The following is a 16,139-nucleotide window of genomic DNA, read 5'->3' as shown; positions in this document are numbered from 1 at the left end:
ATTAAAACGCTTTTATCTCGAACAAAATTTAACCACGAAAGGTCAACACGCCCTAAACACACTAAAGAGCCTGCATTATGAACGGCCCCCAACAGTTGGACATCAATTATTGGGGGCTTTCTGTTTTTGTAATCTGCTCTTTTGAGCCACAAAAAAGCCCTGCTAGTTTCGCTAGGCTTCTCTTATTTCTCATTACTCTAAAATCTAACCGCTATTTTTCTTCGAAGCGCTTCGCTAAGTGATAGAACTCATTCACTTGCTCTTTTAGCTCTGTGGAGTGGTCTTTCACGGAATGTGTTGCAACCAAGTTTTGCTCTGCGGTAGAAGCGATAGACTGCATATGCAGGTTTACTTCGCTCGATAGTTCACGTTGTTTATGAGCAGAGCTTTCAACAGATTGCATCAATTCATTCATCGATTGCATTAGATTTTCAACTTCAGATAAACGCTCTGCGCTCACCTTCGCAACATCACCGCACGCGTCTGTTTGGTCTCGGTTCGCCAGAATATCTTTCTGCCAGCTTTCAATCGTCGCCAGCATGGTATCGATGCTCTCTTTAATCTGAACTGTGGCCTTTGACGTTCGCCCAGATAACGCACGTACTTCATCGGCAACAACTGCAAAGCCTCTTCCTTGCTCGCCTGCTCTTGCCGCTTCAATCGCGGCGTTAAGTGCCAACAAGTTGGTTTGCTCAGCGATACCACCAATCTCTTCCATTATCTTGCTCACGCTTTGCGCTTGGTCGCTCAATTGGTAAGTCGTGTGCGTCGCTTTCTCCGCCTGAGATGCCAAGTTTTCAAGGTTACGATGGGTTTGATCAATGCTCTCTTTAGCACCAGCACAAGTTTGCAAGGTAACATCGACAATTTGGTGAGCTTCTTCTGTACGAGAAGAGACTTCATTGGCGGTTACCTCAACCTCTTCAGTTGCTTCACGTACCTGAAGAATATCTTTTGTCTGCTGATCAAGCGCTTCAGTGACTTGGTATGACGTCGCATTAAGATTATCAGCTAAATCTTGCAATGGTTTCGCTGAGTCTGTCATACGGCCTAATACAGTGCGAATTCGTGCAGACATCAGCTTGAGATGAAAATCGGCAACAGAGTACTGACTGTTACCTGAGTAGACAAGGCGACTGACACTATCGAATTTAGATTGCAGTTTTTTCAACTGTAATGGAGTATCAATGAGCTCTTGTCGGAAAAGCAGTGCGAGAGCAGAAACAGGAAGAAGACTCAATATCCACTGCGATGCTTGCCCTACTTCTACAAGATTTGAAATCAGAGGCGCAGCCAAAGAGCCGAGTAATACTGCGTAACGAACACTGTCACTGATCTGTAGTGACCATTGGCGACCTGACGTCTCAGCTTTCAATAAGCTTTGATAGGCCTTATCCGCAACTTGCACCCACTCGCTTTTCGGCTTAACACGAACAGACTGATAGCCACTCACCTTCCCGCCATCATAAATAGGGGTAACGTAAGCATCAACCCAGTAGTACCCACCGGATTTAGTTTTGTTTTTTACGATCCCGCGCCACGCCTTTCCTTGTTTTAGATTCACCCACATATCGGCAAAAGCCGCTTTAGGCATATCACCATGCCTAACAATATTATGGTTTTGCCCAAGTAATTCATCTTGGTTGTATTCTGCAATGCGGCAAAAAGCGTCATTACTATAGGTAATCACACCTTTAAGGTCAGTAGTTGAGACAAGTTGTTCATTTTCGCTTAAAAGCGTTTCACGAGATTGAGAAGGAGAGCTGGCTGTCATTATATTAACTTTTGTTAACTATTATTGTAGCCGAGGAATATATACAATTATTAAAGTTATGACAAAATGCGAACGTAACATTTTGTGTAAATGACTGCTATTTATACAAAAATAACCCATGCACCTCACAAAACTCTAAACGCTACGTCTCTTTCCTAACTATTATGCCTTTGATCTAATTGTTCACACCTCTATCTGACTAAAGGTCATGACTCATCTAAGTTAACTGCAGTGGTAAATTTCACGGTTCTCATAGAGACTGAGGTATGGAACTTGCGAATATTCAGATCTTTGCGCAATACTCGTTCAACAAAGTCTTCGTAAGCTTGTATATCTTTCACCGTAACAATCAACATAAAATCAAAGCTGCCTGATATCTGATAGCACTGAGTAACCTCTGACGCCTTAGAAATAGAATGGCGAAAAATTTGATAGATATCCCCTCGATCGCGCTCCATTTCAACGGACACAACTAGGGTCATCTTGCTACCAGTAAGCTCAGGATTAATGATCGATACATCACCGACTATCACGCCCTCTTGCCTCAATCGTTTCACTCGCTTTAAGCAAGCAGGAGGTGATAGCCCTACGATCTCGGCTAACGATTGATTAGGGATCCGGTTATTCTTCTGAAGCTCAACCAATATGCTTCTATCTATACGGTCTATTTCCATAATTTCTTAAACCATGATTTTTTGATTGATAATTTCTTACTTTAAGGCAATTTAAAAATTACAGGCAACTTTATAGGTTATTTTTGAAATAATAATCACAACAATCGCGGTAAGATCTTTTTATACAACACAACGAGTTATGGTCGTAACAATGAAATCAACCTATCAATTTTTCAAAGAGCTCCTCAAAGAAATCTTCGATGTCACTTCGACGCTTTTCCGTATCATGATTCCAATCATCATATTGATAAAAGTCGTCGAAGAGCTTGGCGGCATAATGATTCTTAGCGAATGGCTAAGCCCTATAATGGAAAGCGTCGGATTACCCAAAGAAATGGGTCTAGTATGGGCAACTACCATACTCACCAACATCTATGCCGGGCTAATTATCCTTATTAATTCCGATGTTCCCTTAACGGTTGCTCAAGCCTCAATTTTAGGCAGCATGATGCTCCTTGCTCACTCATTGCCAATTGAAGGCGCTATTGCCAAAAAAGCAGGTGTTAGCTGGCTGGCTACCCTATCGGTGAGAGTGGGGGGAAGCTTAGTGCTGGCATGGCTACTCAACCTCAGTTATCAATACGGAGACTGGCTCAACTACCCAGCAACCGTGCTTTGGCAACCGGAAGTATCTGGAGACACGAGTTATCTTGGTTGGGCGCTTGAACAGTTCAAGAACTTTGCGGTTATCTTCATGGTAATCTCAGTACTATTACTGTTACTCAAAGTTTTAAAGATTCTCGGCATTGAAAAGCTCATGGCAATATTGTTAAGACCGTTCTTGAGGCTGCTAGGAATCAGCAAAGACGCAACAAACCTAACAATAATAGGAATCACGCTCGGCCTTTCGTTTGGTGGCGGCTTATTAATCAATGAAGCCAAGAAAGGGCATATCTCAGCAAGAGACGTATTCACCGCAATCATGTTGCTCAACTTGCTCCACAGTTTAATTGAAGATACGTTGTTGATCCTACTCATCGGGGCTGATTTCTACACCATATTTTGGGGAAGGCTTGTATTCTCGGTGTTGGTTGTCGCTGTGATATCAAACGTCATTAAGCGCATGAATCCAAGCACTTGCGAACGGTATTTTTATCGCGATGTCTCTCAGTAATAAGTAAATCGCCAACAAGAATAAAAGGAAAAGAACTCAAATACGGGTTCTTTTTTACGACTTGGTACTCCTATCACCTCCGCTATTTTTAAATTTCACGCCCTTGAAACACTGAAAATCATTCTCAACACCCTAATTATTGATATTTCGTGTGAAAATAATTTCAGCACAGGTATTTACTAATAACTCAATTATTAAATGCAATGTTTAAACACAGAGAATATAAAACGCATCTTATTACTTATAACTCCATACCTTGTATAAAGTACTCTCAAGATAATAATCACTTCCCAACCAAGATTATTAAAATCCAAACTATCAACTATTCATTCAACAAAACTCATTAAATAGCTGATAATAAAATAAATAACGACCATTATTTGATATTAACTTTAAATGTTGAAATCGGAACGAACAATTGCTTGTAATAATTATCTATTTGATTGGTTAATTTTATAAATATATTTTGTTACATAATCAAAACTGATGGCTCTTTTTAATATGCTCCTTATAACAGCGCCTCTTACAACCGAGGCTCGCACAACTAAGATTCTTACAAAAACACCCATAAAAGCAATGACTTTAATGGTTCTAACTTTGTCATCACTGTCACAGGCTTCCACTATTGAGAACGATGAACTATTGCTTAAGTCATTGATTAAACGAGGTGTTATCTGTTCTAGCTTAACCTATGAGGAAAATCAAGAAGCTTTACGTATCTATCTCAACGCTAAAAAAGCGAAGAGCACTCCGTTTGATTCAAAAAGTAGAAAAGAGACAACCAATACAAAGGAGATAGAAAGTAAAAAAAATACAACAAACACACGTCAGTTAAATAAGACACCACAAGAGTGTATTAGGCCAAACTCGGACAACAGCTCCGAATAAGGCAAGTTGATACTGATATCGACATGGAAATATAAAAGGAAAATATAATGAAAATGATGAGAAAAACATTGTTGGCTTCAGCAATGCTTACTCTATTTAGCGTCAGTAGTTATGCAAAAACACCTATTGATTTAGGCGTTGTTAATGAAGACAAACTCATTGAAATGCTAGTTAGACAGGGCTTAGTCGACCAAGATGCAACCGATGTGGCAAAGCACGACGCACTTGACCGCTACTTGAAGAATAAAATCACTTCCGGTTTTAAAGGTGACGCTCAATTCGGTAAAAAAGCACTTGAGCAACGAGCGAAAATACTTAAAGCCATAGAAAAAGGATCTGGTGTTAAAAAGGCGAGCGTCTTTGCGTTAGAAGTCGGCACCAAGCGTACCGATAAAGTACTCGCTCTGTTAGTCGATTTCCCTGATTTGAACTGGGATAACAACAAACTGACCGAAGAGCACACACAAATGCTCTACGAGAGCTACAACCCAGAACATTATCAAGAGTTGTTGTTTTCAAACTCTGGCTACACTGGGCCAAACGGCGAAAACCTAATCTCGATGCGTCAGTATTACCAAAGCGAATCTGGTGATAGTTACAGCGTTGCGGGCCAAGCTGCAGGTTGGTATCGCGCCTCTAAACCTGCGTCATTCTATGGGGGTAACTCCCCTACTACCGACAACGATCTCAACGCGCAAGAACTGGTTCGCGAAGCACTGAATCAATTGGCTCAAGATCCTAGCATCAACCTAGCCGATTACGATATTGAAGATCGTTACGATTACGACGGTGACGGAAACTTCCGTGAACCCGATGGTGTGATTGATCATCTAATGGTGTTCCACGCATCTGTTGGTGAAGAAGCCGGTGGTGGCGTATTAGGCCCTGATGCGATTTGGTCTCACCGATTCAACCTTGGTCGCACTCATGTACTTAAAGGCACCTCTAGCTCGCTTCCAGACCGCTTTGGTGGCCAATACGCAGCATTTGATTACACGATTCAACCGATTGATGCCGCAGCTGGTGTATGTGCTCACGAGTATGGCCATGATTTAGGCTTGCCAGACGAGTACGACACGCAATATACAGGCAAGGGTGAACCTGTCTCTTACTGGTCAATCATGTCTTCGGGCAGTTGGGCTGGTCAAATTGGTGGCACACAGCCAACGGCATTCAGCTCTTGGGCAAAACACTTCCTACAGAAGTCGATTGGTGGTCGCTGGGTTAACGATGATCAAATCTCGATTGATGACCTAGAAGACAACCCACAGGTTTATACGTTGTTCCAAACAACGGATAACAACCGTCCGAACATGATTAAAGTGGATCTTCCAGAAAAACAGATCGAAGGTTTAAAACCGTTTGCTGGTGAGTATTCGTTCCACTCTCAAAAAGGCGATGACCTGAAAAACAGCATGACACGCAAGTTGGTGATTCCAGCCGGCGATTCTGCACTGCTTTCGTTCAAAACTTGGTATGAAATTGAGAAAGACTACGACTTTGCACGCGTACTCGTGAATGGACAAGCCATTGCCGGCAACATCACCTCAATGGATGACCCGTACAATACTGGCCTCGTTCCTGCTATTGGCGGCGAATCTGGCGGGTGGATTGATGCTGAGTTCGACGTTTCACAATGGGCAGGCCAAGAAGTAGAGCTTTCGTTTGAATACATCACCGATGGTGGCTTGGCGATGGAAGGTTTCTATTTGGATAACCTCAGTGTGGTCGTTGATGGTGAAGTAACCTTAATAGACGATGGTGAGAGCAACTCCACCTTCGCCCTAAATGGTTACAAGCTGAGTAATGGGTTCCACCAAGCGCAACACTACTACCTGTTGCAATGGCGCAGCCACATGGACGTTGATGAGGGTCTAGCCAACATCAAACGCATGGGCCAACTGATCTCATTCGATCCGGGTTTGATTATTTGGTACGTAGACGAATCTCTGACTGATAACTGGGTAGGCAAACACCCAGGTGAAGGTTGGTTAGGTGTGGTCGATGCCGACCAGAATGCAATGACTTGGGAAAAATCCGGTGAAGTCGCTCAAACTCGTTACCAAGTTCGTGATGCGGCGTTTTCACTCAAAGATCATACTCCAATGCGTCTTGTAAACAGCGACAATGATGTGCTCGAAGATACCAGTTTAGTTGGCAATGCTAGCTTCTCTGATGACCAAGATTACACATCGCCTCAAGCACCAGACTCAGGGCGTATCCTGACGGAGTTTGGTTTAGCGGTCGATATTGTGAATCAGAGTGACAACAACGAATACGGTGTGGTTCGCTTATCTAAAGTAAGCCAACACAACATCGCTCCTACTGCGAACTTCGAGCTTAATGTCACTGGCCTGAACGTTTCAGCACGTAACTTTAGCTCAGACCAAGACGGTGAGATCACCAGTTATCTATGGGACTTGGGCAACGGAACAACAAGTAACGAAGTGACACCAACTTGGTCTTACGAGCAAGCAGGTGAATACACGGTGAACTTGACTGTTGTCGACGACAAAGGCAATACCGATTCGTTCAGCTCCGTAGTGAGTGTTGAATCTCCAAACGCTCTTCCAGAAGCAAGCGCGAAGTACATTCACTTGGGTCGCTGGGTAACCATGTGGTCAACAAGTTCAGACAGTGATGGTCGTATTGTTGATACCGAGTGGACACTTCCAAACGGTAAGGTGAAACGAGGTCGTACATTCACTTCAATCTTCCCTTCATACGGTAAGCACAAGGTGACACTGAAGATAATCGATGACCAAGGCGGGATTACGACTAAGACAATTTTAGTCGACCTGTAAATCATAGCAGGCTCTATCATGAGGATTTACAAAATAAGCTTAAGTACTGTTGTCACAGGATATAAACCACGACAGCAGTTTTAAGAAAACGTCATTATTTAAGCCATAAGCGAAAGCCCTACCGATTCGGTAGGGCTTTTTATTGGTCGCAATTTAAGATACTAGGGGTTTAGTCACAGTAAAAAACTTGCTGAACCACCATTCGACGAACCATTACACGGGCTGCTTTTGAATGCGTGATTTACGCGCACTGAATGCAAACAACAAAATTACGGCCAAAACGAATGGTAATACGTAGAGATTAAGGTTCTGCCACCCTGCTGTTGACTCCAACCAACCAGACAGTAGCGCCGTGACAGTCACACAACCAAACACAACAAATTCATTGAACGCTTGTGCCTTAGCTTTGTTTTGAGCTTGATACGACTGGCTGAATAAACCTGTTGCAGCGATGAACATAAAGTTCCAACCCACACCAAGCACGACCAAAGCCGCCCTGAAGTGCCAAATTGATACGCCATGGATATTGATGGCAATACTCACCACAAATAACACACCACCCGCAAGGATCATCATTCTTGAGCCGAACTTCTCGATGAGGGAACCCGTAAAGAATGCAGGTACAAACATACCCAATACGTGCCACTCAATGACACCAGCGGCCTTAGTAAAATCGAATCCGCAACCAATCATCGCCAATGGCGTTGCCGTCATCAAAATGTTCATTACTGCGTAAGCAACCATGGCCGCAAACACAGCGCCAATAAAGTTCGGCGCTTTAACGATCACACTTAAAGGGTCGGCTTTGGGAGCCTGTCTATTAAAAGAGACCTTAGGAAACTGAATGGTTTGTAACAAGGCTAAAGCTAAGATGTTTAGGCCGATCAGCGAAGCAAAAGCACCGATGTACAAGCCATCTGCTGACCATTGTTGAGACATGATCGCTAAGTTAGGCCCAAGTACCGCCGCCAATACTCCACCAGCCATTGATATTGAAATCGCACGGTGGCGTGCATTTTCGTCACACACTTCGATAGCCGCGAAACGATAAAGCGTACCAAAACCAATACCTATCCCAAGCAAAAATGTGGCGAAACAAAACAGATAGAAATGTTGCTGAGATAAAGCGTAAGTTGCAAGGCTCGCCCCTGTAATGCCAACCACATTACCGATACTGAACCCTCGTTTTCGTCCTAATTTTCCTGAAATTAAAGATGCAGGAATAGTGGCTGCCATTAAGCCTAAAAACTGCAACGCTACAGGCAAAGTAATCATGCTGACACTGGGTGCAATCTGTTTGCCTATCAAGCCAATCACTGAGATCAGTAATATGTTGCCCGTCATCAACAAAGCCTGACACAGTGAGAGCAGCCAAACATTTCTATTCATCTTCGTTCCTAAATATGAGCACAGTTGGTCAATAGAACAAAAAATCAACAAAGTCGCAACTCTTTGTTACTTTTAATGACCTCACCAAAGCACTCAATTAAAGAGCCACGAGTCTCGACTTCGAAGTGTATTCCGCCAAAGGTGCTTTGATCTTCGTTGCTTTACGCTCTAGAGTTGAAATTATCATCACTTAAGATAATAATAATTTTTTGTTATTCAAAAGCTTTGTTGTTTATAGGATTTGTTATTTAGAGGCTCTGTTACTTGTAAGCCTTTTTATCCATAGGCGTTAGCATTTAAAGGTGAGTATGATTAATCCACTTTGGCTCAATACATTTAAGGCTCTGGTTGAAGTTGGTCATTTCACCCAAACTGCAGAAAAGCTGTATATGACACAGCCTGGCGTTAGCCAACACATCAAAAAGCTTGAGCAAGCTTGTAACTGTGACTTGTTATCGAGGGAAAATAAGAGCTTCGAACTGACCGAACAAGGTCGAATTATGTATCGCTATGCACTGAAGCTAGAAAAAGACCAAGAAGATCTATTCGAATCTCTGAGTTTCGACAATCCTTATTCTGGGCAATGTCATCTATCCTGTTCGGGTTCACTCTCTTTGCGTCTGTATCCCAAGCTTCTTGAACTGCAGCAGCAACATCAAGACCTGAGCATCAACCTAGAAGCGGCACCGAACAAAAAGATATTGAACGACCTAATCCAAGGCACCACCGATATTGGAATCGTAAGACATTCACCCAATGACAGCTATTATCAGAGCCAAGTTATTGGCAAAGAAGCACTGTGTCTTATTGTCCATCACAGCCTTGCTGATTTGGAGATAACACCGCAAGTATTGAACGACATTGGCCTGATTGCCCACCCAGATTCCGCACACTATTTGTCTTTGTATTTCGACCTTTGCGGAGATAAAGACTTAGCGAACATCAACGTTAATGAGATACCAAGATCTGGCTACATCAATCAGCTTCACCAGATCTTACTGCCCGTATCAAAAGGATTGGGTTTTACTGTATTACCGGCTGGCGCGGTTGAACACTTCCCAGATAGAGACAAGCTACACGTTGTGCCGCCAAAGGTAGAAGTTGAGGAAACGCTGTATTTGGTTCAAAAACGAAACCGAAAACTGCCGCACCGATACGATACGGTTGTTGAACTGATCAAACAGAACGTGAGTGGTTAGTTCGGTATAGATAGATTTAAAGCCTTTAGCTAGTTCGTTATTTCGCTGTAAGAGCTAAAGGCTTTAATGTTGAAGTGATATTAATAAAAGACAGCTACTCAGAAGCGCTGAGCCCCTCTTTGGCTCGTTCAAAGTCGTAATGATCTAACGCACTTCGAACATCTTTGAGAACCGCAGAATGTGGATACTGTGCCAGTAAATCAGTCACATATTGAGTTGCGTCGTTGTCATAAGCATCCAGCAGTGATAGCAACTGAGCATACTGTTCTGACGTGATGTTCGGTGAGTCAGAGGTATCAATAATACTCGCATCGGCTTCGTCAGTACTTGTCGTATTGGATCCTTTGGCACCAGACACATCAAAGCTGCTCTCAACCGCTCTAATCAATTCGATTAACCCAAGTTCGCCTTGCTTAAGATCCTCTTCATCACACGCCTTGTTATGAGCTTTGCTTTCTAAATCTTTGAGTAACTCTGCCAATCGCAATCCACCAATCGCAGCTGCCATGCTTTTTAAGGTATGTAGATTACGCTCTAACGTCTCCCATTCGCCTTGTACTAAATTATCAAAAGCTTCCGACATCATGTCTGGCGAGCCTTGGCAGAACCTATCAAGCATTTTGGCTTGCAGCTTCACATCATGATAAGTCAATTGTTCAAACCTCGACTGAGAGAAAACAGGCGGCTCTATGTGAGTATCGGAGTGTAATTCCGCACTCTCACCAGAATCACCCGTCTGTATCGCATCTGAAGGCGTGTCTGATGGCGCTCGACCTTCAACTAACACCTCAGGAACAATATATCGAGTAATCAAAGACATCGCTTTATCAATAACAATTGGCTTATCCAAGAAGTCCGTTACGCCCGACGCCCTCGCTCGTTGTTTCGCATCAGCAAAAACATTGGCCGACATTGCAATAATCGGTACATCTGTATCGAATTCACGAATCAAACGGGTAGCTTCAAAGCCGTCCATAATTGGCATTTGAAGATCCATAAAGATTATTTCGTAGTCGTTGTTTTTAGCTAGTTCAAGCGCTTCCTTTCCGTTTTCAGCAAGATCGGCATTTAAATTAGAACGACTGAAAAATGCTAAGGCGAGATCTTGGTTCAGCTCATTGTCTTCAACCAATAACACTCTTTGGCCTTTGAACTCTATCTGATAATCCAACTGCAACTCTTGGGCTTTGAAATCGGCTAACGCATCCGAGCTTGATCGTGGCAATGTCAGTACAAAGGAGAACTCACTGCCTTGCCCGTAAACACTCTCTACCGTAATTTGACTGCCCATCGCATGCACTAATTTCTGGCTAATGTTGAGCCCAAGCCCTGTACCGCCAAACCGACGTGTTGTAGTGGTATCCGCTTGGCTAAAGGCTTCAAACAGCTTGTGACGGTTCTCATCCGAGATGCCTATCCCGGTATCCATCACACTCACTTTCATGGTTAGGCTGCTATCGTTCGAGTCAACATGCTCCACCGTTAACGCTACGCTGCCTTTTTCCGTAAACTTAATCGCGTTGCCCACAAGGTTGAGTATGACTTGGAACAACCTCAAGGGATCGCCTTGTAATGGCGCGTCTAATTCTGGGTCTATGACCATCGACAAATTGAGTTGTTTCTCAGCCGCTTTCGACTCCATCAACTCAATCACATCTTTAAAGGTCGTTGCGGGATCAAATGGGATGCTATCAATGGCAAGCTGTCCCGCCTCTATCTTAGAGAAGTCGAGGATGTCATTAATGATGCTTAACAGTGAATGCCCCGAACGGTGCACTTTCTCAATATAGTTTCGAGCAACAGGATTAGATATTTCGCCAATGGCCAGATAAGACAAACCAATTATTGCGTTCATTGGCGTTCTAATTTCGTGACTCATATTGGCTAAGAATTCCGATTTAGCTTGGCTAGCCAGATCGGCTCTCTGTTTCTCTTCTTCAAGTTGTTCGTTTAGGCGTTTCATTTCTGAAATATCGAATGCCCAAAATAGTGTTGCTATCTCGCCATCTAGCTCAAACAAATAATAGCTGACGAGCGCGACGAAACGGGTTCCGTCAGACTTTCTTAGCACCAACTCTCTGTTTACCACCTTTCCATTGAGATTAAGCTCCTTATGTACATCGTCCCGAACGGATAAAGAGTCATGAATAGCAGCCGCATCGATAGAATCAAGATCCAGATCTTCAACCCCAAACAGGCGTTTCGCAGTATCGTTGGCATAGCGAACCTTCTCTTCTAACACAACACTAGCGGCGATTGGAGAGCTATTTAGCATGTTGTAGAGTTGGTTCTGCGCCTTTTCTAGAGCTTCGGTCGCTTCCTTAGCAATAATGATCTGCTTAGTTAATTTACGATTCCAAAAAATAATAAGAAGAAGGATCACCAGAGAAAAAACCGAAATGGTGTAAACCAATTGATAGTCAACTCTTTCTATCGCTTTAGGCGCCGCCCATTTTGCTGAGATCTTTTGACGTTCTTCAGCAGAAATGCTCTCAATTGCCTTATTCACAATGGAATAGAGCAAAGGTTCAGACTTAATGACGTGTAAGGTGGGTGAAAGGAAAAAATCAAGTCGTCCGATAATTCCGACCTCACGATGACCAAATGAATCAATGATGTAGTTTAGGACTTCGACAGTATCGATCATGCCATCTAGGGTTTCATCATCCAGTCGGTTAAGCCCATCTTCAGTGGATTCTACTTTCACCCATTCAATATTCGGGTATTTCCCGACAATCGCATCGGTATTTGCTGCGTTCTTCAAGATACCGATTTTCCATCCTTCAGCTTCCTCAAGCACCAAGCTACTTATGTCTCGTCTCGATGCAATAGCTAAACGGCTTGAAAACAGGCTCTTGACTGCTTTGACGTTGTCTCCTAACGAACGGTTCTCTTGTGCTGCGGAGACCAGTTCTACTTCATGATGATCAACCAAGCTTCGGGTCTCAGACCAACTTGCAACGTCTACATGGTTGATACTTAACCCTGTTTTCTGCTCAATGAGCGTTAGGTAATCGTCAATCATACCGATGTATTCACCGGTATTGGATACCGCCTCATAAGGCAACGAATTTGGATCGATACCTATCCGAACATCCGGATTGTCTTTGATCCACTTCCTCTCTTTTTGGCTTAGATTTAAGATCTCTCCAGTCAAATTACTCGCTTGATAAACATCCGCAATATAGCGTTTCGCCGCATCTCCGAATGAACTAAATTGTTCGACTGATGGAAAATAAACATGGTTCCGCTCTAACGACTGAACATCAAAGTAGAAAGTCATCGAACCAGAATTGGTGCTCCCTCCTTTGGTTCGATAATTTGCCACCTTGGTGACTGATGAAAAGTGAGAGGTGTTTTTCTTCTCTCCATATTCATCAACTAGGTTACCGATGTACCAAGATTTGATTGGACGATTACTATTATCCGCCTGTGCAGTGATCACCTGAAATGAACTGTCCGTATCGAAAATTTCAAAAACTTCGGTTAACTCTTCAAAGCGGTCATTGACGATAAAATACGCGGATATTTGCGCTATGATATTCGCCTTTTTAAGCACTTGGCTTAGATCATTCTGAACCTGCATCTCGATAATTTGGCTTAAACCGTCATCGGCCTGTTTAAGGTTGTTAATCGCGGCATTGAAGCTGTCTCTGATTTCCTCACTCTTAAAGTCAACATAGATCGGATACTCAACTTTATACTCGTCATGTAACGTTAGCTCTGCCATTTCAATAAAACGAGTATTGGTGATAAACCACTCCAGAACTCTTCGTTCAACCATTAACAGGTCAACATTTTGAGCCCTCAATTGTGAGAATGCCGATTCAAGACCTTCGTAATCTTCGACACGACCAATGTCTAACTTACCCTTCAGTACTTCAACAGACTTTTTAATTGGTGAGGTCTCGTCGAACAATAACGCCCCTAGTGATAGGTCGTTCTGAGATTCAAGTTTGAGCTTGCGGCGAGTCAGTGAAACAGGAACAAACTCAACATTAAGAACTTTATCACTTAGGAAATGAGCATTAGGATCATCAAACTGAACGCCAGAAACAAAGGCAATAGAATTATTGTTGTCGATGGCCTTTCTAGCGGCACTAGGAGGGAGAGTGACAACGTCACCCAGCTTATACCCCATATCATTAAGAGCACGTTGAATAATGTCGTGTTCTAGCCCGACCGCGGTGCTGTCTGGATACATATACGGAGGGTTACCAAAGCCAAATACGCCTTTTAGTGGCACTCGATAAGGAGAGGTATCTAGCCACTTTGATAAAATCTGGTTCTTATTTGCAACGTCAAAAGTTTCAATTTGTTTGTTGATTAGCGTCAGTAGCTCTGGTTCGTCATTTCGAATCACCATCGACGCTTCTAACTTTTTCCAATGCTCCAAAACATAGTTGACCGCTAGATCATGAACGCCAATCTTTTTCGCAAGATCCATAGTGGTGATAGGTTCACCGACCATGCCTTCAACATCACCAGACCCTAACGCACGCACCGCATCAATAACATTCTCAAAATCGACTCTTTCGATAGAGCTCAACCTCACTCCTGCACGCTCCAAGTCTATGTTTTCATTTACCATCGCAATGCGGCGTTTATTATTTTGATCTAGATTTCCATCGAGTTTTTTGTCGATAGGGACTATCACAGCCACCTGATAAGGAATATAGGGATCACTTGCAAGAAAACGTCCACCTTCACTTGGGTCGAACTGTTGGAATGGGAACACGTCGCCTCGCCCGTCGACTAACGCGGCTTTAGCCTCGACACGCGAGTTAACTGTGACAAACCGAACATGAACACCAAAACGCTGTTCAAGATCTAATGTCCAATCTTTGATGATCCCTGAGACCTTTCCTTCTTCATCGATAAATGAGTATGGGTAATGGTCGGTAAGGGTAACAAAGGTAATCGTTGGTTGGTTTTCTAACCACTGATTTAACGTTGCATCGCTCACTTCGCCGGCGTTTACACTGCGAATGACTAGTGACCACACCAATAAGCCAATGATAAGAGATAATACAAAACGATTTAGTGACAACATCAAGCCATCACTCATCGCTAAACTTCTCTTTAATCGCAAGAATCTCGGGCAACTTAAGAAAGAACAGATCAACGATAGTTGGATCAAAATGTTTGCCTTTCTGTTCTTCAAACAAGCTCAGTGCCTCATCGACACTCCAAGCCTTCTTATAAGGACGCTCTGCTGTCAGGGCATCAAACACATCAGCCACCGCAGCGATTCTTCCTACCAATGGAATTTCTTCACCCGCGATCTGGTTTGGGTAACCGCTGCCATCCCATTTCTCATGATGATATTGCGCCACCTGAATCGCCATACGCATCAGTTTGGAGTCGCCCTGCCTACCAAGAATTTCAACACCGTACTCGACGTGTTTCTGCATGGTATTCCACTCACCAGCATCCAACTTACCCGGCTTGAGTAATACGCTATCAGGAATACCGATCTTGCCAATATCATGCATTGGTGCTGCATCACGCAACGTCTCGGCATCTTCGTCAGTCATTCCCAAGGCTTTAGCTAGCACTTCACAGTAGTGACTCATACGCTTAACGTGCATGCCTGTTTCATTGTCTTTAAATTCAGCCGCTCTACCCAATATGTTCAGTGTTTCTAGCTTACCGAGATTGATCTCTTGAGTTTTCTCTTTTACCTGACTAAACAACGCGCGTTGTTGGTCATAAAGTGCGATATGCGTTTTCACACGCTGGAGTGCAATAGCAGGGGTTATCGGTTTGGTTAGGTAATCTACAGCCCCCAAGGAGAGCCCTTTTACTTCGGCTTCAGGTCCAATTTTGGCAGTAACGAAGATAATGGGGATATGCGCGGTGTTGGGCTGTTCTTTGAGCTGTCGGCAAACTTCATAACCATCAATATCTGGCATCATGATATCGAGAAGAATGAGGTCTGGCTGAGGCACCATCTTGGCTATCTTGATGCCAATGGTACCGTTAATTGCTACTTTGACTTGATAGGTATCTTTAAGTATTGCAGTCAACACATCCAAATTGCTTGGGGTGTCATCTACGACTAACACTATGGGTTTACGACTCATTGATACCTCGTATAAAAATCAAACAGTTATAAATATAGTGTAGAACGATTTTTAGAGGTTAATCAGAAAAAATAGCAATTGTTTATTGAAAATGAAGAGTAGATCTTCGAGTGACATCAAACCAACGTTTGTCGAAGTATGACCAGTCAAAAATTCGGCATCCATCCTTTGAATGTGAACCAGATAAAAACCATCGATTAGTTCAACAAAC

General features: G+C 43.2%; 9 protein-coding genes. 4 read left to right on the top strand and 5 right to left on the bottom strand.

The window, feature by feature from the left end; translation table 11 throughout:
• Nucleotides 1–211: 211 nt before the first annotated feature.
• Together ACED53_RS02430 and ACED53_RS02425 are read right to left on the bottom strand one after the other, a co-directional pair.
• Nucleotides 212–1,774, bottom strand: a complete 1,563-nt coding sequence (locus tag ACED53_RS02430) for a PAS domain-containing methyl-accepting chemotaxis protein (RefSeq protein WP_017101546.1) — start codon at nt 1,772–1,774, stop codon at nt 212–214.
• Between the two features lie 206 nt (nt 1,775–1,980).
• Nucleotides 1,981–2,448, bottom strand: a complete 468-nt coding sequence (locus tag ACED53_RS02425) for an Lrp/AsnC family transcriptional regulator (RefSeq protein WP_009844861.1) — start codon at nt 2,446–2,448, stop codon at nt 1,981–1,983.
• A gap of 151 nt (nt 2,449–2,599) precedes the next feature.
• On the opposite strand from ACED53_RS02425, the gene ACED53_RS02420 reads away from it, so the two are divergent.
• The 3 genes from ACED53_RS02420 (at nt 2,600) to ACED53_RS02410 (ending at nt 7,254) form a co-directional block, all read left to right on the top strand.
• A complete protein-coding gene (locus ACED53_RS02420; protein ID WP_017101545.1) occupies nt 2,600–3,562 on the top strand; it encodes a hypothetical protein in 963 nt (320 codons plus the stop codon).
• Nucleotides 3,563–4,138: 576 nt separating this feature from the next.
• The gene (locus ACED53_RS02415; protein WP_029225557.1) at nt 4,139–4,450 is read left to right on the top strand and encodes a hypothetical protein; all 312 of its coding nucleotides are present in this window, start codon (nt 4,139–4,141) and stop codon (nt 4,448–4,450) included.
• Between the two features lie 47 nt (nt 4,451–4,497).
• The gene (locus ACED53_RS02410) at nt 4,498–7,254 is read left to right on the top strand and encodes an immune inhibitor A domain-containing protein (RefSeq protein WP_017101543.1); all 2,757 of its coding nucleotides are present in this window, start codon (nt 4,498–4,500) and stop codon (nt 7,252–7,254) included.
• A 213-nt stretch (nt 7,255–7,467) separates the two neighbouring features.
• On the opposite strand, the gene ACED53_RS02405 is transcribed toward ACED53_RS02410, so the two are convergent.
• Nucleotides 7,468–8,643, bottom strand: coding sequence for an MFS transporter (locus tag ACED53_RS02405; protein WP_029225556.1), 1,176 nt, complete (start codon nt 8,641–8,643; stop codon nt 7,468–7,470).
• A 308-nt stretch (nt 8,644–8,951) separates the two neighbouring features.
• Between ACED53_RS02405 and ACED53_RS02400 the strand changes: the two genes are divergently transcribed.
• A complete protein-coding gene (locus tag ACED53_RS02400; protein ID WP_017101541.1) occupies nt 8,952–9,842 on the top strand; it encodes a LysR family transcriptional regulator in 891 nt (296 codons plus the stop codon).
• Between the two features lie 94 nt (nt 9,843–9,936).
• Here the strand turns inward: ACED53_RS02400 and ACED53_RS02395 are convergent, their stop codons facing one another.
• Both ACED53_RS02395 and ACED53_RS02390 read right to left on the bottom strand, forming a co-directional pair.
• Nucleotides 9,937–14,910 carry an ATP-binding protein gene (locus ACED53_RS02395; protein WP_029225555.1) on the bottom strand — a complete coding sequence of 1,658 codons (4,974 nt, stop codon included), beginning with the start codon at nt 14,908–14,910 and terminating at the stop codon, nt 9,937–9,939.
• Nucleotides 14,903–15,928: a two-component system response regulator gene (locus ACED53_RS02390; RefSeq protein ID WP_017101539.1), complete on the bottom strand. Its 1,026-nt coding sequence runs from the start codon at nt 15,926–15,928 to the stop codon at nt 14,903–14,905. Before ACED53_RS02390 ends, ACED53_RS02395 begins: the two co-directional genes overlap by 8 nt.
• Between the last annotated feature and the right edge of the window lie 211 nt (nt 15,929–16,139).

The sequence above is a fragment of the Vibrio sp. 1F169 genome, from assembly GCF_041439605.1.
GTDB lineage: Bacteria > Pseudomonadota > Gammaproteobacteria > Enterobacterales > Vibrionaceae > Vibrio > Vibrio tasmaniensis_A.
The sequence above is the reverse complement of the archived record's forward strand: the minus strand, read 5'-3'. Positions and strand labels throughout refer to the sequence as shown.